Here is a 22,612-nt window from a genome sequence, read left to right as displayed (position 1 = left end):
AGCTATCTGTCGAGGACGACGGCCAGCCCTTGGCCGACGCCGATGCAGAGCGCGGCCAGCCCGGTGCCGGAGCCGGCGGCGGCCAGCCGGTGGGCGACCGCGCCGGTGACGCGGGCGCCCGAGGCGCCGAGGGGGTGGCCGATGGCGATGGCGCCGCCGTCGGGGTTGACGATGGCGGGGTCGAGGTCGGGCAGCTCGGCCAGGCAGCCGAGCACCTGCGCCGCGAACGCCTCGTTCAGCTCGGCGGTCGCGAGGTCGCCGAAGCGCCGGCCCGCCTTGGCGAGTGCCCTGGTGGACGCCTCGACGGGGCCGAGCCCGAAGTAGCGCGGCTCCAGGGCGCTGACGCCGGTGGCGGCGATCCTGGCGAGGGGTTCGCGCCCGCGCAGCCCTTCCTCGTCGGTGAGCAGCAGCGCGGCGGCGCCGTCGTTGAGCGGCGAGGAGTTGCCCGCGGTGACGGTGCCGCCGTCCTTGCGGAAGACGGGCTTGAGCCGGGCCAGCGCTTCCAGGGACGTGTCGTGGCGGATGCCCTCGTCGCGGGTGACGTGGCCGATGGGCACGATCTCCCGCTCGAACGACGCCTTGGCCGCCTTCTGGTGGCTGGCCAGCGCGAACGCGTCCTGCTCCGCGCGGGTGATGCGGTGCTTGTCGGCGATCAGCTCCGCGCCCTCGCCGAGCGCGACGGTGTGCTCGGCGGGCATGGCGGGGTTGACCAGCCGCCAGCCGAGCGTGGTGGAGACCAGCTCCTGGCCACCGGCGGGGAACGCCTTCTCCGGCTTGGGCAGCACCCAGGGCGCGCGGGTCATCGACTCGACGCCGCCCGCGATCACGGTGCCGGCGTCGCCCATCGCGATCATCCGGTACGCCTGCACGACGGCCTCCATGCCCGACCCGCACAGCCGGTTCACGGTCGCGCCCGGCGTGGTGATCGGCAGGCCGGCGAGGATGGCGGCCATCCTGGCGACGTTGCGGTTCTCCTCGCCGGCGCCGTTGGCGTTGCCCAGCACGACCTCGTCGGGGCCGTCCAGGTCGTTGCGCTCGACCAGCGCCTTGATGACGTGCGCGGCCAGGTCGTCGGGGCGGACGCCGGACAGGGCGCCGCCGTACCGGCCGAAGGGGGTGCGTACGGCGTCGAGGATGTAGACGTCTTTCATGCCAGAACCTCCGCGTCGGTGCGCTCGCGCACGTCGTCCACGCTCACTCCCGGCGCGCGCTCGACCAGCGCGAGCCCCTGCTCGGTGACGTCGAGGACGCCCAGGTCGGTGACGATCCGGTGGACGCACTCCTTCCCCGTGAGCGGCAGCGAGCACTCCTCGACGATCTTGGGTGAGCCGTCCTTGGCGGTGTGATCCATGATCACGATGACCTTGCGGGCGCCGTGCACGAGGTCCATGGCGCCGCCCATGCCCTTGACGAGCTTGCCGGGCACCATCCAGTTGGCCAGGTCGCCGCGGGCCGAGACCTGCATCGCGCCCAGCACCGCCACGTCGATGTGCCCGCCGCGGATCATGCCGAACGACGCCGACGAGTCGAAGAACGCGGCGCCCTCCCGCACGGTCACGGTCTCCTTGCCGGCGTTGATCAGGTCGGGGTCGACCTCGTCCTCCGCCGGGTAGGGGCCGACGCCGAGGATGCCGTTCTCGGAGTGCAGCACGACGTCCACGCCGGGCGGCAGGAACGACGGGATGCGGGTGGGCAGGCCGATGCCCAGGTTGACGTAGTCGCCGTCGCGCAGCTCGGCGGCGGCCCGCGCGACCATCTCGTCCCTGGTCCAGCTCATCCGGTCACCGTCCGCTTCTCGATGGACTTGTCCGCGGCCTGCTCGGGGGTGAGCACGAGCACGCGCTGCACGAACACGCCGGGCAGGTGCACCTCGTCGGGGTCCAGCTCGGTCAGCTCCTCGACCTCGGCGACCGTGACGCGGCCGGCCATCGCGGCGAGCGGGTTGAAGTTGCGGGCGGCCTTGCGGAAGACCAGGTTGCCGTGGCGGTCGCCCTTGGCGGCGCGGACGAGGGCGAAGTCGGTACGGATGCCGTGTTCGAGCACGTACTCGCGGCCGTCGAACTCGCGTACCTCCTTGGGCGGCGAGGCGACCGCGATCGAGCCGTCCGGGTTGTGGCGCAGCGGCAGGCCGCCGTCCGCGATGGGGGTGCCGACGCCGGCCGGGGTGTAGAAGGCGGGGATGCCGCTGCCGCCCGCGCGCAGCCGCTCGGCCAGGCTGCCCTGCGGGGTCAGCTCGACCGTCAGCTCGCCGGACAGGTACTGGCGGGCGAACTCCTTGTTGTCGCCGATGTACGAGGCGGTCACGTGGGCGATGCGTCCGGCCGCCAGCAGCACGCCCAGGCCGCCGCCGTCCACGCCGCAGTTGTTGGAGACCACGGACAGGCGGGTGACGCCGGTGTCGTACAGGGCCTTGATCAGGACGTTGGGGATGCCGCTGAGGCCGAAGCCGCCGACGGCGAACGACGCGCCGTCACGCACGCCTGCCAGCGCCTCCGCGGCCGTGGCGACCACCTTGTCTCTCGGCACGACGCTCCGATCGTGGGTGTGTTCGCTCTGCGAACTTTTGTTCACTATTATGAGGATTTCAGTATGTGTCTGGGTTGGCTGGCCTGTCAAAGGTCCCCTTCATCCCTTCCAGGAGGAGCCGATGGAACCGGCCGGAACCCTCGAACGCGGGCTGAGCGTGCTGCGCGCGCTCGCCGCCGACCCGCGGCGGCCCGCCCGCGCCACGGACCTCGTGCGGGCGACCGGGCTGGCCAGGTCCACCGTCGACCGGGTGCTCGGCACGCTCGCGCACCTCGGTTACGTGCGGGCCGACGGGCGTGACGTGGTGCTCGCGCCGCGGCTGATGGAGCTGGGCGAGGCCTATCTGTCCGGCTCGGGGCTGCGCGACGCCGTCGCCGGTCCCGCCGCGCGGCTCGCCGACGAGCTGGACGAGTCGGTGTCGGTGGCCGTACGGGACGGGGACGGGGTGCGGTTCGTCGCGCAGGTCACCCGGCGGCGGCGCATGTCGGTGACCTTCCGCGTCGGTGACGTCCTGCCCGCCTCCCGCTGCGCCGCCGGCCTCGCCCTCCTCGACCCCGCCAAGCCCTGGGCCGAGGACGACCAGCTCATCGAGCCCGGCCTGATCGCGGTGGCGGTCCCGGTCCGCGGTGAGCCGGCCTGTGCGGTGAGCGTGGTGAGCCACACCAGCCGGCACACGGTCGCCGAGCTGCGCGACCACTGCCTGCCCGCCCTCCGCGAGACGGTCGCCGAGATGGAAGCCGCCCTCGCCGCCCCCGGCCCGCAGGCCGCGCCCTCGACCCCCGCCCCGCAGGCCGCACCCTCGACCTCCAGCCCGCAGGCCGCGCCCCCGGCCTCCGGCCCGTCGGCTCTTCCGGCGGGCCCCGCCGGAGCCGCCACCCCCGCGACCTCCTCGTCCTCGGACGCGGCCAAGGAGGCGAAGCGGGAGCTGGGGATGGGGTTCCTGCAGTCGCTGGCGCGGGGGCTGGCGGTCATGGTGGCGCTCGGGTCGGCGCGGGGCGGGGTGACGCTCGCCGACTGCGCGAAGGTGACCGGCCTGCCGCGGGCGACCGTGCGGCGGGCGGTGCAGGCGCTGGAGCGGCTCGGGTACGCCGCCGCGCGCGGCACCCGGTTCACGCTGCTGCCCCGGGTGCTGGAGCTGGGCTACGCGCACCTGTCGGGGCTGACGTTCCGCGAGATCGTCCAGCCGCACCTGGCCGACCTCGCCGCCCGCGTCGACGAGTCGGCGTCCGTCGCGGTGCTGTCGGGCGACGACGTCCTGTACGTGGCGCGGGTCCAGACCGTGAGCCTGATGAGCGTGAACATCACCGTCGGCACCCGCTTCCCCGCGTACGCGACCTCCATGGGCCGGGTGCTGCTGGCCGAGCAGCCCGACGAGCGGCTGGCCGCGATCGAGCCGCGCCGGCTGGCCACCAGGACCGTCACCTCCCGCGACGAGCTGCGCGCCCTCGTCCGGCGGGCCGCCGCCGACGGCTACGCGCTGGTGGACCAGGAGCTTGAGGAGGGCGTACGGTCCATCGCCGTCCCCATCAAGGACCGCACAGGAAGCACCGTCGCCGCCGTGAACGTCGCCACCCACGCCGGGCGGGCCGGCAACGACGCGCTGGTCCGCGACGTGCTGCCGGCGCTGCGCGAGACGGCCGCGAAAATGGCGGCGGATCTCGCGTACACGGGCGCCGTCGCGGCCGAATGAACGCATTAGTATCCGAGGCATGAAAGCCGCAGTGCGCGCCAGATATGGCCCGCCGGAAGTGGTTCGCGTTTCAGAGGTGGAAAAACCGGTCCCCGGCCCTGGTGAGCTGCTCGTCAAGGTGCGCGCGACCACGGTCAACCGCACCGATTGCGCGATGCGGGCGGCCAAGCCGTTCCTGTGGCGATTCTTCACGGGGCTCGTCCGGCCTGCGCGGATGCCCGTTCTCGGCACCGAATTCGCCGGCGAGGTGGTGGCCGTGGGGGCGGGCGTCGGGTCGTACAAGGCCGGGGACGAAGTGTTCGGCTACAACGACGGCAGGTCGGGGGCGCACGCGCAGTTCCTGACCGTTCGCGAGAGCGGCACGCTGGCGGCGTTGCCCGAGGGGCTGACGTACGAGGAGGCGGCGCCCGGCACCGAGGGCGCCCACTACGCGCTCTCCATGATCAGGGGGGCCGGGGTGCGGGCCGGTCACGACGTGCTGGTCTACGGCGCCACCGGGGCGATCGGGTCGGCCGCCGTGCAGCTTCTGAAGCACCACGGCGCCTGGGTCACCGCCGTTTGCGGGCCGCATCATCTCGATCTCGTCCGCGGGCTCGGGGCCGACAAGGTGGTCGACCACACCTCCACCGATTTCACCGCCGACGAGCGCCGATATGACGCCGTGCTGGACGCGGTCGGCAAGAGCACGTTCGGGCGGTGCAGGAAACTGCTCAAACCCCGTGGCGTTTATGTCGCCGCCGACGTGGGTCCTTTCTGGCAGAACCTCTTACTCGCCGCCGCCGGCCCCTTGCTCGGCGGCCGGAGGGTGAAATTCCCGCTGCCCCGGCATGGCGCGGAGATGGCCCGGCAATTGAAGGAGCTGCTTGAGTCGGGCGCATTTCGGCCGGTCATCGACCGCCATTATCCCCTGGACGAGATCACGGACGCCCACCGCTATGTTGAAACCGGCCGGAAGGTGGGAAACGTCGTCATCGTCGTCCCCCATGCCGAGGAGGCGTGATCAACCGGCGGAAGGCCGGTCACGAGCTCAGGGCGGTGATGGCGACCCACCAGCCCTCCCGACTGAATCTTGACCCGCTCTTATAGCGACATAGAGGGATGTATACGGCGGGTCCCGTTAGCGTTTCGCTTATGACCGGACCGACCGCGTTCACGGTGAACGGCCAGCCCGTGCGGCTCGACCTCGACCCGCGCGAGTCCCTGCTCGACGTGCTGCGCGAGCGGCTGGGTCTCACCGGCTCCAAGAAGGGCTGCGACCACGGCCAGTGCGGCGCGTGCACGGTCCACCTGGACGGCCGGCGGGTCGTATCCTGCCTGACCCCGGCCGTCCAGGTGCACGGCAGGTCGGTGACCACGATCGAGGGCGTGTCGGGCGCGGGCGGGCTGCATCCGCTGCAGGAGGCGTTCGTGGACAACGACGCGCTGCAGTGCGGCTACTGCACGCCGGGCCAGGTGATGTCCGGCCTGGCCTGCATCGCCGAAGGGCACGCGGGCGACGACGACCAGATCCGCGAGTACATGAGCGGCAACCTGTGCAGGTGCGGCGCGTACACGGGCATACTCGCCGCCGTACGCCAGGCCGCGGCGCTCCGGGAGGAGTGAACCGTGCGCCCCTTCGCCTACACCGCCCCCGCCACCCTCGGCGAGGCGGTCAGCGCCCTGGCGGCGGCCGGGCCAGGCGCGCGGGTGCTGGCCGGCGGCACCACCCTGTACGACCTGATGAAGCTGGACATCGAGACCCCGCACAGCGTCGTGGACGTGCGCGCGCTGCGCGAGCTGGCGGGCATCGACACGGCGGGTGCGGGCGAGCTGTCGTTCGGCGCCGGCGCGCTGATGGCCGACGTGGCCGAGGACCCGGTGCTGCTGCGCGACTACCCCGCGCTGGCCGAGTCGCTGGCCAAGGCCGCCTCCCAGCAGCTGCGCAACATGGCGACGGTGGGCGGCAACCTGCTGCAGCGCACCCGCTGCGGCTACTTCAGGGGCGGCCCGCCGTTCGCCTGCAACAAGCGGGAGCCGGGCAGCGGCTGCGCCGCGATCGGCGGGCTGGACAGGGGGCACGCGCTGCTCGGCGGCAGCGAGGCGTGCGTCGCGACCTACCCGGGTGACTGGGCGGTCGCGCTGATCGCGTTCGACGCCGTGGTGGACGTGGCGGGCCCCGGCGGCACGCGGACGATCCCGCTGGCCGAGCTGCACGTCGAGCCCGGCGACACGCCCGCCAGGGAGCACACGCTGGCCGCCGGCGAGATCATCACCCGCATCCGCGTGCCGGTCACGCCGGTAGGGCGCGGATCGACGTACCACAAGGTCAGGGACCGGGAGTCGTACGCGTTCGCGCTGGCCTCCGCCGCCGCCGCGGTGCGCTTCGGCGGTGACGGGAGCGTGGCCGAGTGCCGCATCGCGGTGGGCGGGGTCGCCACCAGGCCGTGGCGCTGCCCGGACGCCGAGCGGGAGCTGACCGGGGCGGCGCTGGACGAGCGGTCCGCGCGCCGGGCGGGCGAGGCCGCGTTCGCCGGGGCCCGGCCTGGCGCGCACAACGGTTTCCGGGTCGAGCTGGGCATCCGCACCGTGGCCGAGGCGCTGCGGATCGCCGGAGAGCGGGCCGTACGATGACGGACTTCGCGATCCCCCGCGTCGGCGCGCGGGAGAAGGTCACCGGGACCGCCCGCTTCGGCGCCGACCGCACACCGGGGGGCTGCGCGTATGCGATGCCCGTGGTGGCGACCGCCGGCAAGGGCCGCATCACGCGCCTCGACACCGCCGGGGCCACCGCCGTGCCCGGCGTGCTGCTCGTCCTGTCGCACCTCGACGACCTCGGCATCGTCCCGGCCGGCTCGCTCATGCGCGGCGGCTACGCCTTCCAGAGCCTCCAGCCGCTGCTGGACGACCGGATCGCCTACCGGGGCCAGCCGATCGCGCTGGTCGTGGCCGACACCCTGGTCGCCGCGACGGAGGCGGCCGCCCTCGTGCGGGCCGAGTACGACGAGGAGCCGATCGCGGTGGAGCTGGGCGCGGCCGGCACCGAGACCCAGGAGGCGGCGCTGGCCGACGTGGTGGCGGGCGACGCCGACGGCGAGTACGAGCGCAGCCCGCTGCGCATCGACGAGACGTACGAGGCGGGGCCGCAGCACCAGGTGCCGATGGAGCTGATCGGCGGCGTGGTCGAGTGGCACGGCGACACGGTGGTGGTGCACGAGGGCACGCAGACCGTCGGCGCGCTGCGCGGCGGCCTGGCCAGGCAGCTCGGCATCGACCCCGCGCAGGTGCGGGTGATCTCGCCGTACGTGGGGGGCGCGTTCGGCCAGAAGAACGCGCTGCAGCCGCACCTCGCGCCGCTGGCCGTGGCCGCCCGGCGGCTGGGCAGGCCGGTCAAGCTGGTGCTGCCGCGCGCCCACACCTTCCACGCGGCGAGCTTCCGCCCGCTGAGCAGGCATCGTGTCCGGCTGGGCGCCGACCGCTCGGGCCGGCTGCTGGCCGCGATCCACGAGGTGGACCAGCAGGACTCCCGGCACGACCTGCTGCCGGCCACGTACACGGAGCTGACCTCCCGCCTGTACGACATCAGGAACTTCCGCGGCCGCCAGCGCCACGTCAGGACCGACACGCAGTCGCCCGGCTTCATGCGGGCCCCGTTCGAGCACCCGGCCGCGTTCGCGCTGGAGTCGGCCATCGACGAGCTGGCCGTCGCCACCGGCCGCGACCCGGTCGAGCTGCGCCTGGCCAACGACGCGCGCACGGACCCGGTGACCGGCAAGCCGTTCTCGTCCCGGCACCTGGCCGACTGCCTGCGGCGCGGCGCGGAGCTGTTCGGCTGGGCCGGACGCAGTCCCGACCCGTGCTCGATGCAGGAGGCCGACGGGACGCTGGTGGGCTGGGGCGTCGCGGTGGGCGCGTACCCGTCGAAGACCGTCCCGATCCAGGCCAGGCTCACCGCCGACGCCGACGGCCGGGTGCTGCTGGAGGTGGGCGGCCACGAGATGGGGCAGGGCATCACGACCGCCCTCGTCTCCGCCGTGGCCGGCGACCTCGGCATCGCGCCCGACTCCGTCGCCGTCGCGGTCGGCGACACCGCCCGCGTCCCGCACCACCTCACCGCCGGCGCCTGGGGCACCAACAGCACGCTGCTGGCCGTGCACGCGGCGCTGCTGCGGCTGCGCGAACGGCTCGGCGCCGCCCCCGACGGGCCGGTGGACGTGGCGGCGGCGGTCAAGCAGGCGGGCGGGGACGACGTGGTGACCGAGGCCGTCACCCAGGCGCCCGGCCAGCCGCCGGAGATGGCCGACCGCATGCGCACGGGTCTCGCCGCGCCGACCGGCCCCGAATATCCCGGCTTCGTCTCCTTCAGCTTCGTCGCGCACTTCGCCGAGGTCAGGGTGGAGCCGGTGACGCGGCGCATCCGCGTGCCCCGGGTGGTCAGCGTGGCCGACTGCGGCAGGGTGGCCAGCCCGGTCACCGCCGACGCCCAGGTGCGCGGCGGGGTGGTGTGGGGCATCGGCGCGGCGCTGCACGAGCACAGCGAGGTCGATCCCCGTTACGGCGGCTTCGTCAACAGCGATCTCGCGGACTACGTGATCCCGGTCAACGCCGACGTCGGCACGATCGAGGTGGACTTCATCGGCGAGCCCGACTTCGCGCTCAACCCGATGGGCGTCAAGAGCCTCGGCGAGGTGGCGCTGGTCGGCGTCGCCCCCGCCATCGCCAACGCCGTCTTCCACGCCACCGGCCGCCGCGTCCGCCGCCTGCCGATCCTCATCGAGGACGTGCTGTGACCCGTCCCGCGTGCTCAGCGGGGAAAGTCGTCGAGCTCACGGACGGCCTGGTCGAGGTCGTCGGCGACGCCGTCGCGCAGCAGCCGCCCGTACAGGCCCTCGCCGGCCGCGCCGTAGCGGCGGATGCGGGCCGCGCGGGCGGTCATGCGCGACTGCAGCTCCCTGATGAGCGCGTCGGTGCTGCCGTCCCAGCCGTAGGTGTCGAGGAACAGCCGCAGCCTGCGGGGGCGCGCGTCGAAGTCGGTGAAGCCGTCCAGCTCGGCGGTGCAGCGGGCGTGCAGCGGCACCCAGCCGTGCGCCATCCAGCTCACGTCGGAGTCGGCGGTGACGGGGCCGGCGAAGTCCCAGTCGAAGAAGCCGGTGATGCGGCCGTCGTGCCAGGCGGCGTTGAACGGGCTGGCGTCGTTGTGCGCGATGATCAGGCCGGGCGCCCACCTGCCGCCCATCCGCCAGCGCGCGCCCGCGGACGGCACGAAGTCGGCGACCGCCTCGTGGTAGGCGCGCGTCCACTCGGCGACCTGGACGAGCGACTCCTCCGTACGGGTCCACCAGGGCCACACGACCTCGCCGCCCATGGTCTCGCCCTCGAGGTAGGTGAGGATCTCGCGGCCCTCGTCGTCGATGCCGAGCACGCGGGGGGCGCCCGCGAACCCCTTGCGTTCGAGGTGCCGCAGCAACTCGTGGACGGACGGGGTCCAGGGGCGTACTTGACGGCGTACGGTGTGGCCGATCCGCACGGCGCCGCCGTCGTTGCCGCCGTCGAGCCGATCCCGCCCCACGCCGAGGACACTGCCAGCCTGCACGGGTCCCGTCAACAGCCCGCGACCGTTGTACACGATCACCGTGTTGTAAACGATCACTGCGAAACCCGTAGCGGGCGATTGCACCATGCAAAGATAAGAGGGGCGAACCGTAGGGATGCGGAGGGGTGGAATGGGCAGCATCGATCGTGCCGGCTTCTCCTGGGTGGTCACGCAACGTGATGACGCCGCCGTCCTGTGTCCCTGCGGGGACCTGGACCTGTCGTCCATGGAGGAGTTCCGCAGCGGCCTGGCGGAGGCGATGTCGTGCCTGCGCCCGCCGCTCGTCGTCGTGGACCTGCACGAGGTGGACTTCTGCGACTCCTCGGGGCTGAACGCGCTGATCTGGGCGGCGAACACGGTGGAGGCCGCGGGCGGGCGGCTGCGCCTGAGCGGCCTGCAGCCGAGGGTGAGCCGGCTGATGCGGATGACCGGCCTCGACCGGCGCTTCACCCTCCAGGACGCACCGACCGGGCAGTGAAGGCCGCCAGGGCGAAGGCGCGCGCCCACGTCCTCGACGGCACGACACCTCTGCCCACCCGGCTGCCCACCCGGCTGCCCGGCCCCTGGAAGGCCGTCTCGGGCCCGGGCCGCTGACCTGGTCAGCCGCCCATGCGGCCGTCCTGGCTGTGGCGGTTCTCCAGGCCGGCCATCGAGGAGCCGTCGTCCTGGAGGCCGCGCCCGTTCTCGATGGAGCCGGGCGAGTAGTAGCGCCGCAGCCAGTCGGCCAGCCCGTCGAGGCCGGGCAGCAGTACGCGCTCGGTGATGTTGGCCTGGTCGAGCCGCTGCCTGATCTCGGCCTTGACCGGGGCCGGGATCACCCACTGGCGCCCCAGCCCGGGGTGGTCGGCCAGCCAGTCCTCCAGCTGGTACGTCACGTCCGACAGCACCGACAGCACCGACGACTGGTTGATCACCCGATCGTCCAGCGACGGCGGCTCGAAGAAGGCCAGGAACGGCCCGCCGTCGCCGAGCCGGTCGAAGCGGTCGAGCGAGGGGGCGACCCCGGCGAGCATCTCGGTGGTGAACACCAGCGCGCCCTCGGCGGCGAGCGGGGCCCGCAGCGGGTCGGGCAGCAGCCGGTGGGTGGCGGCGCAGTCGACGGACAGCAGCACGCCGTCGTCCTCCGGCCAGGTCGCGGTGGCGAAGTGGAGGGCGACGAGCGGGGAGAACGTCCAGTCGAGCAGGCGGGTGGGCAGGCCGTGGTGCTGGCCGAGCGCCAGCCAGTCCCAGACGGTCGGCCCGGGGGCCTGTCTATGCGCATATTTCCGGAAATTTCGTATGAGATGGGACTCGACCTGCCGGTAATGGCCGCGCAGCCGCGCGAGCCCCGACATGTGCGAGTACGTGCTGCGCGCGAGCCCGCGGAAGACCAGCGAGGTGTGCGCCGGCCCGCACCCCTCGCGCCGGCCCGCCTCCCCGATCGCGTCGTCCAGCTCGCGCCACGACGACACCGTGACCACTTCCATCACCCCTGCGTTGCCCCAGCTCACGCCCTCCACACCTGCCCTCGTCACGACCGGCCGCACTCCCGGTTCCGGGTCTGGACAAGGCCCGGCGCGGATCCTACGGTCGAGTGATCCCGATCACTCCTCCTTGACGAGGTGACGTCGCATGGCGCTGGACGAGGCCACGACCCGGTTTCTCGCGCAGCTGGCGGAGGCCGGCGGCAAACCGATCCACGAGATGAGCGTGGCCGAGGCGCGCGCCGTGAGCGCGGGGCTGGCGGCCTTGTGCGGCGAGGGCCCTGACATGGCCGAGGTCAAGGACGTGACGATCCCGGCGGAGGACGGCGGCTCCTTCCCGGCCCGCGTGCTCGTGCCGGGTGAGGAGCCGCGCGGCGTCATCGTCTACTACCACGGCGGCGGCTGGGTCATCGGCTCCATCGACGAGACCGACACGGTCGGGAGGGAGCTGGCCGCGCGTACGGGATGCACGGTCGTCCTGCCCGGCTACCGCCTCGCGCCCGAGCACCGCTACCCGGCGGCGGCGCGCGACGCGTACGCCGCCCTGCTCTGGACTGCCTCCGCCCTGCCCGGCCTGCCGATCGTGGTGGCGGGCGACAGCGCGGGCGGCAACCTGGCGGCCGTGGTGGCCCAGCGAGTGCGGGACGAGGGCGGCCCCGAGATCGCCCTCCAGGTGCTCGTCTACCCGGTCACCGACTGCCTGCTCGACACCGACTCCTACCTCGACCCCGCCAACCAGCTCCTGCTCGACCGCGACTCCATGATCTGGTTCTGGGACCACTACGCGCCCGACCACGTGCGCCGCGCCGCCCCCGACGCCTCGCCGCTGCGCGCCGACCTGTCCGGCCTGCCGCCCGCCGTGGTGCTGACCGCCGAGCACGACGTCCTGCGTGACGAGGGCGAGGCGTACGCCGAACGCCTGGCGCAGGCCGGGGTGCCGGTGGAGTTCAAGCGGTTCGACGGCCAGACGCACGTGTTCTTCACGATGGTGAACGTGCTGCCCGCCGGCGACGCCGCACTGACGATGGTGGCGTCGGCGGTGCGGCGCGCCCTGTGACGAGCGGTCAGCCGGAGAAGAGCTGGGTGAGCTTGAGGAGCAGCTCGTACACCCCGTACGCGAAGGGCACGCCCACCCACAGCCAGGCCAGCGCCATCAGCCAGGTACGCCGCTCGCTCATACGGTCTGTCCCTTCTGCACCGGCTGCGTGGGGCGTTCGTGGAACCTCTCGTGGACCGGCCTGATCAGCTCGTTGGCGAGGAAGCCGATGGCGAGCAGGCCGATCATGATGAACAGCGAGGTCGTGTAGAGGTCGGAGCCGGAGCGCCCGGCGTTCTCCTGGGCGTCGGCGATGGCGTTGATGATCAGCGGGCCGAGCACGCCCGCGGTGGACCAGGCGGTGAGCAGCCGGCCGTGGATGGCGCCGACCTCGTACGTGCCGAACAGGTCCTTCAGGTACGCGGGCACGGTGGCGAAGCCGCCGCCGTAGAAGGACAGGATGCCGAGCGCGCAGAGGATGAACAGCGGCTTGGACGCGTCGCCCGCCAGGGCGATGGCGAGGTAGAGCAGCGCGCCGACGCCCAGGTAGACCCGGTACATGTTCTTGCGCCCGATGAGGTCGGAGGTGGAGGACCAGACGAAGCGGCCGGCCATGTTCGCCAGCGACAGCAGCGCGATGAACCCGGCGGCGGCGCCCGCCGCGACGGCGGCCGTGGTGCCGGCGAAGAAGTCCGTGATCATCGGGGCGGCCTTCTCCAGGATGCCGATGCCGGCCGTGACGTTGCAGCACAGCACGACCCACAGGAAGGAGAACTGCGGGGTGCGGATGGCGTTGCGGGCGGAGACGTCGGCGGTGGTGATGAGCGGCCGCAGCCGGGTGGTGGGCGGTTTCCAGCCCTTGGGCGTCCAGCCGTCCGGCGGGACGCGGACGAGCAGCACGCCCATCGACATGAACACGGCGTAGACGACGCCGTGCACGAGGAACGTCGTGGCGATGCCGGTCGTGCCGGTGCCGAAGGAGGAGAGCATCTGCGCCGACCAGGGCGAGGCGATGAGCGCGCCGCCGCCGAAGCCCATGATCGCGATGCCGGTCGCCATGCCGGGCCGGTCGGGGAACCACTTGATGAGGGTGGAGACCGGGGAGATGTAGCCGATGCCGAGCCCGATGCCGCCGACGAAGCCGTAGCCGAGCACGACCAGCCAGTACTGCCGGGTGATCACGCCCAGTGCCGACAGCAGGAATCCGGAGGAGAAGCAGGTCATCGAGACGAACATGGCCCAGCGAGGGCCGTTGCGCTCGACGAGCGTGCCGCCGAAGGCGGCCGACAGGCCGAGCATGACGATGCCGAGCTGGAAGGGCAGCGCGCTCTGGGTGCCCGACAGGCCGAGCGCCGACTCCAGCGGAGGTTTGAAGACGCTCCACGCGTACGCCTGGCCGATGGCGAGGTGCACGGAGAGCGCAGCGGGCGGCACGAGCCAACGGCTCCAGGTGGGCGCCGCCACAATACGGGAACGACTGAGGAAGGCTGGGGGACTCGCGGACCTCGTACTGTCTGCCACGCATCACGGCTACCACATACGGTATGCAGTATTTAAAAGTTGTACGACCTTTACGACGAGCGGTCAGATCCTGTCGGCGAACGGCGGGGAATCTTGGAGGCGACCTTGACGGAGCCGAAGGCCACGATCACGACCGGCCGTGTGCGGGGCCACCGCGAGAACGGGGTGGCCGTCTTCCGTGGCATCCCGTACGCCCGGCCGCCCCTCGGTGACCTGCGCTTCGCCGCCCCCGTACGCCCTGAGCCGTGGGACGGCGTCCGCGACTGCGCGGCGTTCGGCCCGCCACCGCCGCAGCACGGCGCGACCGAGTCGCTGACCGAGAGCTGCCTGACGGTGAACGTGTGGTCCCCCGGCCTCGGGGGGCGGCTGCCGGTGATGGTGTACGTCTACGGGGGCGCGTACCGGAGCGGCGACGCCGCCGACTCCGTCTATGACGGCGCGACGCTGGCCGGGGAGGGCGTCGTCGTGGTGACCTTCAACTACCGGGTGGGCGCCGAGGGGTTCGCCCAGCTGGTGGGCGCGCCGGCCGACCGGGGGCTGCTCGACCAGGTGGCCGCGCTGGAGTGGGTGCGTGACAACGTGGCCCGTTTCGGTGGCGACCCGGCCCGGGTGACGGTGTTCGGCGAGTCGGCCGGCGCGGGGTCGATCGCCGCGCTCATGGCCATGCCCCGGGCGGCCGGGCTGTTCGGGCGGGCGATCGCGCAGAGCGTGCCGGGCACGTACTTCTCGGCGCCGCTGGCCGCCGACGTCGCCGCCGCGCTCGCCGGCGAGCTGGGCCTGCCGCCCCATGCCGACGCCCTCGCGCCCGTCACCCCTGAGCGGCTCGTGGGCGCCGCGGACGCGCTGGCGGCCAAGATGCTCGCGTACGAGGACCGCTGGGGCGTCGTCGCCCACACCCCCACCCCGTTCTCGCCCGTCGTGGACGGCGACGTGCTGCCCCGGGACCCCTGGTCCGCGCTGTCCGACGGGGCCGCCCGCGAGGTCGAGCTGATCGTGGGCCACAACAGGGACGAATACCGGCTGTTCACGCACGACGCTCCCGCCGAGCCGACCGACGCGGTGCTGGCGGCGTTCGCGCCGGGGCTGCCGTACCGGGACGCCTTCCGGGACGCCTTCCCGGACGCCTTCCCGGACGCGGACCTGGCGGAGCTGGTGCGGTCCGACTGGCTGTTCCGGATGCCGAGCCTGCGGCTGGCCGACGCGCACGCGGCAGGGGGCGGGCGGGCGTACGTGTACGAGCTGACCTGGGGCGTCCCCGGGCTGGGCGCCTGTCACGCGCTCGACGTGCCGCTGGTGTTCGGGAACCTGGACGGCGGCATGGCCCGCTTCCTCCTCGGCGATCCCCCTCCTGACGAGGCCGTGGCCGTCTCACGGGACTTCCGGCGAGCGTGGACGGCGTTCGCGCGCGGCGAGGGACCGGGCTGGGCCCCGTACGAGCAGGGGAGCCGCCTGACGCGGCTCTTCGACGCCGAGCCTGCGGTCGCGCCCTATCCGGAGGAGACCTCGCGCCGCCTGTGGGCCGCGCACACCTTCGCCGCGCTCCCCCTCCCCGGGGCCCACTAGGGACATCCCTGGGCCGGTCCCCGTGGCGGGCGCCAGGGCGCCGGTGGCACCGTGCCCGTATCCGGCGACGACCAGGGGCGGGTGTGATGATGAGCGAGCCATCGGGCGGAGTGGGCAAGCAGCAGCTGCAGGACTTCCTGCGGGCGGCGGACCGGGGCGGGCTGACGCTCGACGACCGCAGGCTCCTGGTCCAGCAGGCGCTGCTGCTCATCGAGCAGAACTACGTGCACCTGCCGCTCAAGGCCGCCATGCACGCCGTGAACCCGGTGCAGCGGCTGCGCCTGCTCGCCCTGCGGCTGAGCCGGCAGACGCCCGCGACCATGGGGCCGGAGTGGCGCTTCCACGCGGAGCTGTCGGAGATCTTCCACTCGGTACGCGACCTGCACACCAACTACGTGCTCCCCCAGCCGTACGCGGGCAAGATCGCGTACCTGCCGTACCTGATCGAGGAGTACTACGAGGGCGGCGAGCGGCACTACGTCGTCACCAGGACCGTCGAGGGCTACTCCGCGCCCGGCTTCGGCCCCGGCGTGGAGGTGACGCACTGGAACGGCGTCCCCATCGACCGGGCCGTGGACGTCAACGCGGCCAGGTTCGCCGGAGGCAACCCGGCGGCCAGGCACGCGCGCGGCCTGCAGTCCATGACGATCAGGCCGCTGCGCCTGCACGTCCCGCCGGACGAGGCGTGGGTGGTGCTGACGTACGTCGGGGACGACGGGATCAGCAGGGAGCTGCGGGAGAGCTGGCGGGTCACCGAGAACCAGCCGTCGTTCGTGGACGCCGACCGGCTCAGCGTGGCCGCCGTCGCGCAGGGCCTCGACCTCGGCGCCGACGAGATCGGCCGGGCGCTCAAGACGCTGTACGTCCCCGAGGCCGTCACCCCGCACGAGACGCTCGGCGGGGCCGAACTCGCCGGACTGCCGACGGAGCAGGACGGCGTGGTCCCGACGTCGATGCCCGGCTTCTTCAAGGCCAGGAGCGTCACCACGCGGTCGGGCACGTTCGGCCACATCAGGGTCTTCAGCTTCAACGTCAACGACCCCGACGCGTTCGTAGGGGAGTTCGTCCGCCTCATCGGGCTGCTGCCGCAGAGCGGGCTGATCGTGGACGTGCGCGGCAACGGCGGCGGCCACATCTACGCCTCGGAGTTCCTGCTGCAGACGCTCACGCCGCGCCCGATCGTGCCGGAGCCCACCCAGTTCGTGACGACGGCGCTCAACCTGCGGATCTGCGCCCAGCACCGCGAGGATCCGACCGGCCAGATCGACCTCGGCCCCTGGTTCCCGTCGATGGAGCAGGCGCTGGAGACGGGCGCGGTCTACTCGGGCAGCTTCCCGATCACGCCTGCTGGCGGCGCGAACGCGCTCGGCCAGCAGTACCACGGCCCGGTCGTGCTCGTCACGAACGCCCTGTGCTACTCGGCGACCGACATCTTCGCCGGTGGCTTCCAGGACCACCGGATCGGCGAGATCCTCGGCACCGACGACAACACGGGCGCGGGCGGCGCCAACGTCTGGACGCACAGCCTGCTCAAGCTGCTGCTCGAACTGCCGTCGCCGCTGCGGGACAGCCCGTACAGGACGCTGCCGGGTGAGGCCGGCATGCGGGTGGCGATCCGGCGCAGCCTGCGCACCCACGACCTGGCCGGCACGCCGGTCGAGGACCTCGGCGTGGTGCCCGGCCACCGGCACATGATGACCCGCAGGGACGTCATGGAGGACAACCCCGACCTGCTCGCCCGGGCCGGCGAGCTGCTGGCCGCACGCCCGGTGCGGCGCCTCGACGTCCAGCGGACGGCCGACGGCCTGGCCCTGCACACCCGCCTGGTGGACCGCGCGGACGTCTACCTGGACGGCCGGCCGAGCGTGTCGGCCGACGTGACCGGCGAGACGACCACGCTGCGGGTCCCGGGCGTGGCCTCCGCACATGTCGTCAGAGTCGAGGGCTTCGCCGGCGGCGACCTGGTGGCGGCCCGCACGATCGTGCACCCCTGACCGCGCGCGACCCCTCCCCCGCCAGGTCCGGCCCGCACGCTCCTGACCGCTCTCAGCTCCTTCCCGCCATGGCGAGGTCCGCCTCGGCCACGAGCGGGTTGGAGCGGTGGCGCTGCCAGCCGGCTCGTAGGCGGCGGAGCTCGTCGCCCACGCGGGCCGAGGAGATCAGCGGGACGTCGTCGCGGAGGAGGAGCGCGGTGACGGCGGCCTGCTCCGGGTCGCCCGCGCGCAGGTAGGCGTGGGCGGTACGCAGGCCGATGAGGGCGCGGGTGCGGGTCTCGACCGGGCGGCGGGCGCGCATGGAGGCGGCGAAATGGCGGGCGGCGGTGGCGTGGTCGCCGAGCCTGGTGAGGGTCAGCCCGATCTGGTGCTCCAGCGACTCGCGCCGGTAGTTGCCCGTCCACTCCGACTCAGGCGCCGAGTCGGCGCGTTCGAGCTGCGTCTCGGTGCTGCGCAGCAGGTTGAGCGCGTCCCAGCGGGTGCCGGCCGCCGCGTGCGTCTCGGCGCGCATGCCGGTGATCCAGGCCAGGGTCCGGCCGGGGCCGCGCCCGCCGAGCACGGACGCGGCGGCGTCGGCCAGCGCCAGCGCCTCGCCGTCGTGACCCAGCTCGGCGGCCTGCACCGCCATGCTGCGCAGCGCCGTCGCGCGCAGCACCAGGTCGCCCGCCTCGTCGGCGAGCCGCACGGTGCTGATGTAGTAGCGCTGGGCCAGGGCGTTCGCGCCGGCGTCCATCGCCATGTACGCCGCCAGGTAGCTCAGCTCGGCCGCCGCCGTGAACAGGTCGGGCCTGCTGCGCCCGGTCGCGTTCGCGAGCAGCGGCGTCACCTCGCGCGACAGGTACGCCGCCACCGCCTGCCTGGCGTGGCCGCCGCCGTACCGGTCGTCGAGGTCGGCGAAGCTCGCGGTGACGGCGCGGACGCGGACCACGTCGCCCGCGCCAGGACGGCCCACGGGGCGCCGGGCCGGCCCCCTGGTCCCCGCGTCGGCCAGGCCGGACAGCGCGGCCAGCGTGAACGTGCCGGCCGTCAGGACCGTACGGCGGTTGAGCAGGTCGTCCTCTCCCAGCCCCGCCAGCCGGGCGACCGGGTCGCCGCGCCACGGGTCGTCGGGCGGCGGCGGCACCCCGGGGTCCGGCCAGCCGAGGTGCGCGGGTCGCAGGTCGGGCCGGTTGAGCCGGCGCCGGAACGCCTCCACCGCCGCGTGCACGGCCTCGGGCCGCGGCACCGTACCGGTCAGCCAGTGCCCCACCGCGGACCGGTCGTAGTGGATCCGTTCCCCGCTCTCCGCGGCGACCGCGTTGACCTGCCGCGCGGTGGCGGCGTGCGTCCAGCCGGCCTGCTCGATGAGCGCGGCGAGCGCCCGGTTCGCGACGGGGCGGGTGCGTCGTGGCGGCATCGCATCTTCACATCGCTTCACATCGCCGTGCCCTCGACTCTCCGCTCCACGCAAAGCACCGTCAATAGTGCGGACGGTGACGTTCTGCCACGGCCGGCCGGCGAGCGAGAGGAGGCGGCACATGGAGGGGACGGCATATGAGGGCGCGGCATACGAGGGCGCGGCCTACGAGGGCGCGGCCTACGAGGGCGCGGCCTACGAGGGCGCGGCATACGAGGGCGCGACGTCCAGGGACGCGGCATGCCAGGGCGCCGCATACGAGGGCGCGACGTCCAAGGACGCGGCGTTCGAGGTGGCGCATGCCGAGCTGCTGGCGGCGCTCGACGGCCGGCCGTTGGTCGCGATCGACCGGTACGGCACCGTGCTCCGCACCGGCTACACCGGTCCCGCGCCCGTGGAGGCGTTGCGGCCGGCGCTGGCCGTCGGCTGCTACGCGGCGTGGGACCCGGCGCTGCCCGGTGTGACGGTGTCGGCCGAGGAGCGTACCGGGGTGCGGTCGGTGGCCGAGCGGCACGGCTGGCTGCGCCGGGTCCGCCACGACGCGGCCAGGCAGCTCGTCAAGCTGGACCGGCCGCCGGTCGTCGCCACCTGCATCGCCGGCGCCCAGTTGCAGGAGCTGGCGCACGGCGGCACGATCGCGGCCGTCGACCCGGGCGTCAGGGCCACCATCGAGGCCAGGCACCTCTTCGACGACCTGCTGCGCGCGGCGGGGGTGCCGCCGGCGGCGCGGATCAGGAGCGTGCCGGTCGAGCGGCTGCCCGGCCTGGCCGAGCTGCGGCGGGCGGTCGGCACCGAGCGGGTCGTGGTGCAGGCGGGCGGGGCGGGAGGCGGGCGCGGCACGGTCGTGGTGTCGGGCGAGGACGACATGGGGCGCGCGGCGCGGCTGCTGGGGCCGTACCGGGTGGCGGCGTACGTGGACGGCCTGCCCTGCGCGGTCACCGCGCTCAGCGTGCCGGACGGCGCGGGCGGCGTCTCCGTGTACGTGGACCGCCCCGCGCACGCCGCCACCGGCGTCCCCGAGGCGGGCGCGGGCCCGCTGGACGGCGCCGGCCACGACTGGTCGCGCCCCTGGCCGCTGCCGGCGGCGGCGCTGCTCATCGAGTGCGCGGAACGCCTCGCGGTGTGGGGCTGGCGCCGCTACGGCGTGACCGGCCTGTTCACCGTGCGCGCGCTGCTGACCCCGGCCGAGCGGGTCTTCCTGTCGGCGATCAGGTGGCGGTACGACGCGGCCACCGAGGTGTCGGCGGCGAACCAGCAGGCGATGGGCGTGCCCCCGTTCACCGCCGCGCACCTGACGGTGCTGCTCGGCGGGCGGGTCACCTGGCTGCCAGATCCGCAGGAGTTCAACCAGCTCAGCCTGCTGCGCGCGACCCGGGCGGGCGGGCCGTTCACGATCCGGCTGCGGGTGACCGGCGAGACCCCGGTGCGGGTGACGGCCGGCCGCGGCCCCGGCGTCTACCGGCTGGACGAGGCCGACCGGCCCCGCTTCGTCCGCCGCGCCGCCCACCCGGCCGAGGCGCCGGCCGACCAGGGCGAGTTCCTGCTCGCGGGTCTCCCAGGCCCGGACGTGCTCTGCCACCCCGGCGCCGATCTGGCGACGATCGAGGCGGTCACGGAGGGCGCGACGGAGCCCTTCCACGGCCCGGCGAGCGCCTCCCCCTTCACCCGCCGCGTCGCCGCCGCCGTGCACCGGCTCCTCACCCCCGCCGCCCCCTGAGGACCTCGGCGAGAGACTCCAGGGTCTCCGGCGAGGTGCCCGGCGGTGGGGAGACGCGGAGGAGCGGCCCCTGGAGGTCCAGCGGGGCGCGGACGGCGGGGACCGTGCCGACCAGGAGGGACGCGGCGGCGGCGCGGGCGGCGGCCCCTTCCACCGTGTCGTGGGGCGGCGGGCGGAGGGTGATCAGGGCGGACGGCTCGTCCAGGGGTTCCGCGACGCGCCAGCCGCCGGCGCCGTCCAGCAGCTCGCGGGCCGTGCGGCCCAGTCCCGCCAGGTGCTCGTGGACGGCGGCGGGGCCGAGCTCGTGGTGTTCGAGGACGGCGGCGCCGAGCCCGGCGCGGGCCGCGATGACGCCTTCCGAGCTCTCGTAGCGGGCCGCGCCCGGCACGGGCTCCGGGTCCTCGGCGGGGTCGTCCCAGGTGTGGCCGCTGAGGGTGGGCGCCGGGGCGTCCATGGCGGGGGTCAGGCCGGGGGTGATGAGGAAGCCGACGCCGCGCGGGCCCGCCAGCCACTTCCTGGACGTCCCCACGTACGCGGCGGCCCCGGCGCCCAGGGCGTCCACGTGGCCGAGCGACTGACAGACGTCCAGCACCAGCGGCACCCCGGAGGCCCGGCACAGCGCGCCCAGCTCGGCCACCGGCTGCACGACGCCCCGGTGGGAGGCGATGTGGGAGACGACGACCAGGTCGAGCCCGGCCGCCAGCGCCACCCTGAGCCCGTCGGGGTCGATCCTGGTGTCGCCACCGACCGGCAGGTCCACCAGCCGCCAGCCGTTCCGTTCGGCGAGGCGGTGCAGGAGCATGAGCGTGCTCCCGTACTCGGTGCGGGCCCGCCCCACCCGGGCGCCGGGGCCGAGCCGCCAGCCGCCGAGCAGGGCCGCCATCGCCGCCGTGCCGCTCTCCAGGAACGCCACGTCCCGCGGCCCCGCCCCCACCAGCGCGGCCAGCGCCCGCCGCGGCCCGGTGAGGTCGGGGACTGCGCCGTACCCGCCGCGCTCGCGCTCCAGCGCCAGGTGGGCGGCCATCGCGTCGAGCACCCGGTCAGCGGGCACGTTGCACCCCGCCGCGTCGAGGTGCCCGCCCGGCATCACGGACCGCCCCGCCCGCCACACCTCCCCGACGGACGACCGGCGCCCTTCGACGAGGTCGGTTGTCATGCGCCGGCCAAGAGGAGGGCGAAGTCGCCGGCCGGGTCGGTGTGGTCGCGGAGCGGGGTGAAGCCGGCCGTCTCCAGTTCGGCGCGCAGCCCTTCGAGGCGGAACTTGGCGCTGATCTCCGTGCGCATCTCCTCCCCCTCGGCGAAGTCCACGGACAGGCCGAGCCCGCCGACCCGCACCCGCATGGCGCGCGTGGCCCGCAGCCGCATCTCGATCCAGTCGTGCTCCCCGTCGTAGCGGGCGACGTGCGCGAACGACTCGGGCTCGAAGTCGGCGTCCAGCTCCCTGTTGATGACCCGCAGCACGTTCCTGTTGAACTCCGCCGTCACCCCGGCCGCGTCGTCGTACGCCGCCACCAGCCGCCCGGTGTCCTTCACCAGGTCGGCCCCGAGCAGGAACGTCTCCCCCGGCCGCAGCGTCTCGCGCAGCCCGGCGAGGAACGCGGCCCGCGCCCCCGGTTCGAGGTTGCCGATGGTGCCGCCGAGGAAGGCGACCATCCGCCGCCCGTCGCGGGGCAGCAGCACCAGATGCCGCTCGAAGTCGGCGCACACCGCCTGCACGGCCAGCCCGGGATAGCGCGCGGCCAGCCGCCTGGCGGCGCTCTCCAGGGTGACCGCGTCCACGTCCACCGGCGTGTAGCCGCGCAGCGTGCCGGCCGCGGCCAGCGCGTCGAGCAGCAGCACGGTCTTCTCGCTGGTGCCGGAGCCCAGCTCGACCAGCGTGTCGGCGCGGCCCGCCGCGGCGAGGTCCTTGGCCCGCGCCCGCAGGATCGTCAGCTCGCGGCGGGTCGGGTAGTACTCGGGCAACCGGGTGATCTCCGAGAACAGCTCGCTGCCCCTGGCGTCGTAGAACCACTTGGGCGGCAGCCACTTCGGCGTGGCCGTCAGGCCGTTCCTGACATCGGTCTCGAGCGCCTGGCGCAGGTAGTCGCGGTCAAGGTGGTTGATCAGGCGGACGGTTGACTGGGTGGCGGGCACGAGG

At 73.9% G+C, this 22,612-nt stretch carries 19 protein-coding genes; 10 read left to right on the top strand and 9 right to left on the bottom strand.

The features are described 5' to 3' along the window. Positions 1–2: 2 nt before the first annotated feature. From AB0K28_RS14865 to AB0K28_RS14855, 3 genes are read right to left on the bottom strand one after another with little or no spacing between them, the layout of a single operon-like run. Positions 3–1,151, bottom strand: coding sequence for a thiolase family protein (locus AB0K28_RS14865; protein ID WP_364369506.1), 1,149 nt, complete (start codon positions 1,149–1,151; stop codon positions 3–5). After that, the gene (locus AB0K28_RS14860; protein WP_345400209.1) at positions 1,148–1,777 is read right to left on the bottom strand and encodes a CoA transferase subunit B; all 630 of its coding nucleotides are present in this window, start codon (positions 1,775–1,777) and stop codon (positions 1,148–1,150) included. Before AB0K28_RS14860 ends, AB0K28_RS14865 begins: the two co-directional genes overlap by 4 nt. Continuing rightward, the gene (locus AB0K28_RS14855) at positions 1,774–2,526 is read right to left on the bottom strand and encodes a CoA transferase subunit A (protein WP_345400206.1); all 753 of its coding nucleotides are present in this window, start codon (positions 2,524–2,526) and stop codon (positions 1,774–1,776) included. Before AB0K28_RS14855 ends, AB0K28_RS14860 begins: the two co-directional genes overlap by 4 nt. Before the next feature lie 121 nt (positions 2,527–2,647). Here AB0K28_RS14855 and AB0K28_RS14850 point away from each other — a divergent pair, with 121 nt between their 5' ends. The 5 genes from AB0K28_RS14850 (at position 2,648) to AB0K28_RS14830 (ending at position 8,982) form a co-directional block, all read left to right on the top strand. Further along, positions 2,648–4,216, top strand: a complete 1,569-nt coding sequence (locus AB0K28_RS14850; RefSeq protein WP_364369502.1) for an IclR family transcriptional regulator C-terminal domain-containing protein — start codon at positions 2,648–2,650, stop codon at positions 4,214–4,216. Positions 4,217–4,292: 76 nt separating this feature from the next. Beyond that, positions 4,293–5,216, top strand: a complete 924-nt coding sequence (locus AB0K28_RS14845; protein WP_364369499.1) for an NAD(P)-dependent alcohol dehydrogenase — start codon at positions 4,293–4,295, stop codon at positions 5,214–5,216. A 131-nt stretch (positions 5,217–5,347) separates the two neighbouring features. Then, the gene (locus AB0K28_RS14840) at positions 5,348–5,818 is read left to right on the top strand and encodes a (2Fe-2S)-binding protein (RefSeq protein ID WP_345400199.1); all 471 of its coding nucleotides are present in this window, start codon (positions 5,348–5,350) and stop codon (positions 5,816–5,818) included. Between the two features lie 3 nt (positions 5,819–5,821). Then, on the top strand, positions 5,822–6,826 hold the full coding sequence (locus AB0K28_RS14835) for a xanthine dehydrogenase family protein subunit M (protein ID WP_364369496.1): 1,005 nt from the start codon (positions 5,822–5,824) through the stop codon (positions 6,824–6,826). Next, entirely contained in the window at positions 6,823–8,982 is a 2,160-nt protein-coding gene (locus AB0K28_RS14830; RefSeq protein ID WP_364369493.1) for a xanthine dehydrogenase family protein molybdopterin-binding subunit, read from the top strand. The genes AB0K28_RS14835 and AB0K28_RS14830 overlap by 4 nt, the downstream gene beginning before the upstream one ends. 14 nt (positions 8,983–8,996) lie before the next feature. Here AB0K28_RS14830 and AB0K28_RS14825 read toward each other — a convergent pair whose 3' ends face one another. Further along, complete coding sequence (locus AB0K28_RS14825) at positions 8,997–9,761, bottom strand: phosphotransferase (RefSeq protein WP_364369490.1); 765 nt, start codon at positions 9,759–9,761, stop codon at positions 8,997–8,999. A 154-nt stretch (positions 9,762–9,915) separates the two neighbouring features. On the opposite strand from AB0K28_RS14825, the gene AB0K28_RS14820 reads away from it, so the two are divergent. Further along, positions 9,916–10,263: an STAS domain-containing protein gene (locus AB0K28_RS14820; protein WP_345400193.1), complete on the top strand. Its 348-nt coding sequence runs from the start codon at positions 9,916–9,918 to the stop codon at positions 10,261–10,263. Positions 10,264–10,384: 121 nt separating this feature from the next. Here the strand turns inward: AB0K28_RS14820 and AB0K28_RS14815 are convergent, their stop codons facing one another. After that, positions 10,385–11,299, bottom strand: a complete 915-nt coding sequence (locus AB0K28_RS14815) for an FRG domain-containing protein (protein ID WP_364369487.1) — start codon at positions 11,297–11,299, stop codon at positions 10,385–10,387. 97 nt (positions 11,300–11,396) lie between these two features. Here AB0K28_RS14815 and AB0K28_RS14810 point away from each other — a divergent pair, with 97 nt between their 5' ends. After that, positions 11,397–12,305, top strand: a complete 909-nt coding sequence (locus AB0K28_RS14810) for an alpha/beta hydrolase (RefSeq protein ID WP_364369484.1) — start codon at positions 11,397–11,399, stop codon at positions 12,303–12,305. A 117-nt stretch (positions 12,306–12,422) separates the two neighbouring features. On the opposite strand, the gene AB0K28_RS14805 is transcribed toward AB0K28_RS14810, so the two are convergent. Next, a complete protein-coding gene (locus AB0K28_RS14805) occupies positions 12,423–13,718 on the bottom strand; it encodes an OFA family MFS transporter (protein WP_345400184.1) in 1,296 nt (431 codons plus the stop codon). A 192-nt stretch (positions 13,719–13,910) separates the two neighbouring features. Here AB0K28_RS14805 and AB0K28_RS14800 point away from each other — a divergent pair, with 192 nt between their 5' ends. Together AB0K28_RS14800 and AB0K28_RS14795 are read left to right on the top strand one after the other, a co-directional pair. Further along, positions 13,911–15,368, top strand: coding sequence for a carboxylesterase family protein (locus AB0K28_RS14800; protein ID WP_364369481.1), 1,458 nt, complete (start codon positions 13,911–13,913; stop codon positions 15,366–15,368). An 86-nt stretch (positions 15,369–15,454) separates the two neighbouring features. Then, positions 15,455–17,362, top strand: a complete 1,908-nt coding sequence (locus tag AB0K28_RS14795; RefSeq protein WP_364369478.1) for a S41 family peptidase — start codon at positions 15,455–15,457, stop codon at positions 17,360–17,362. Between the two features lie 52 nt (positions 17,363–17,414). Here AB0K28_RS14795 and AB0K28_RS14790 read toward each other — a convergent pair whose 3' ends face one another. Further along, entirely contained in the window at positions 17,415–18,758 is a 1,344-nt protein-coding gene (locus AB0K28_RS14790; protein ID WP_345400178.1) for a hypothetical protein, read from the bottom strand. Positions 18,759–18,879: 121 nt separating this feature from the next. Between AB0K28_RS14790 and AB0K28_RS14785 the strand changes: the two genes are divergently transcribed. Further along, positions 18,880–20,475, top strand: a complete 1,596-nt coding sequence (locus tag AB0K28_RS14785; protein WP_364369475.1) for a hypothetical protein — start codon at positions 18,880–18,882, stop codon at positions 20,473–20,475. Here the strand turns inward: AB0K28_RS14785 and egtE are convergent. Further along, complete coding sequence (egtE, locus tag AB0K28_RS14780; protein WP_364369472.1) at positions 20,456–21,631, bottom strand: ergothioneine biosynthesis PLP-dependent enzyme EgtE; 1,176 nt, start codon at positions 21,629–21,631, stop codon at positions 20,456–20,458. The genes AB0K28_RS14785 and egtE overlap by 20 nt on opposite strands. Continuing rightward, positions 21,628–22,608 carry an L-histidine N(alpha)-methyltransferase gene (gene egtD, locus AB0K28_RS14775; RefSeq protein WP_364369469.1) on the bottom strand — a complete coding sequence of 327 codons (981 nt, stop codon included), beginning with the start codon at positions 22,606–22,608 and terminating at the stop codon, positions 21,628–21,630. The genes egtE and egtD overlap by 4 nt, the downstream gene beginning before the upstream one ends. Positions 22,609–22,612: the final 4 nt, after the last annotated feature.

Origin of the sequence: Nonomuraea sp. NPDC049504 (assembly GCF_040676845.1) — a bacterium.
GTDB lineage: Bacteria > Actinomycetota > Actinomycetes > Streptosporangiales > Streptosporangiaceae > Nonomuraea > Nonomuraea salmonea.
This window is presented reverse-complemented; position numbering and strand designations above follow the sequence as displayed.

Coding starts and splice junctions, on each gene's coding strand:
- AB0K28_RS14865 (WP_364369506.1), bottom strand. CDS start 1,151: ATGAAAGACGTCTACATCCTCGACGCCGTACGCACCCCCTTCGGCCGG.
- AB0K28_RS14860 (WP_345400209.1), bottom strand. CDS start 1,777: ATGAGCTGGACCAGGGACGAGATGGTCGCGCGGGCCGCCGCCGAGCTG.
- AB0K28_RS14850 (WP_364369502.1), top strand. CDS start 2,648: ATGGAACCGGCCGGAACCCTCGAACGCGGGCTGAGCGTGCTGCGCGCG.
- AB0K28_RS14840 (WP_345400199.1), top strand. CDS start 5,348: ATGACCGGACCGACCGCGTTCACGGTGAACGGCCAGCCCGTGCGGCTC.
- AB0K28_RS14830 (WP_364369493.1), top strand. CDS start 6,823: ATGACGGACTTCGCGATCCCCCGCGTCGGCGCGCGGGAGAAGGTCACC.
- AB0K28_RS14820 (WP_345400193.1), top strand. CDS start 9,916: ATGGGCAGCATCGATCGTGCCGGCTTCTCCTGGGTGGTCACGCAACGT.
- AB0K28_RS14810 (WP_364369484.1), top strand. CDS start 11,397: ATGGCGCTGGACGAGGCCACGACCCGGTTTCTCGCGCAGCTGGCGGAG.
- AB0K28_RS14795 (WP_364369478.1), top strand. CDS start 15,455: ATGATGAGCGAGCCATCGGGCGGAGTGGGCAAGCAGCAGCTGCAGGAC.
- AB0K28_RS14790 (WP_345400178.1), bottom strand. CDS start 18,758: ATGCCGCCACGACGCACCCGCCCCGTCGCGAACCGGGCGCTCGCCGCG.
- AB0K28_RS14785 (WP_364369475.1), top strand. CDS start 18,880: ATGGAGGGGACGGCATATGAGGGCGCGGCATACGAGGGCGCGGCCTAC.
- egtE (WP_364369472.1), bottom strand. CDS start 21,631: ATGACAACCGACCTCGTCGAAGGGCGCCGGTCGTCCGTCGGGGAGGTG.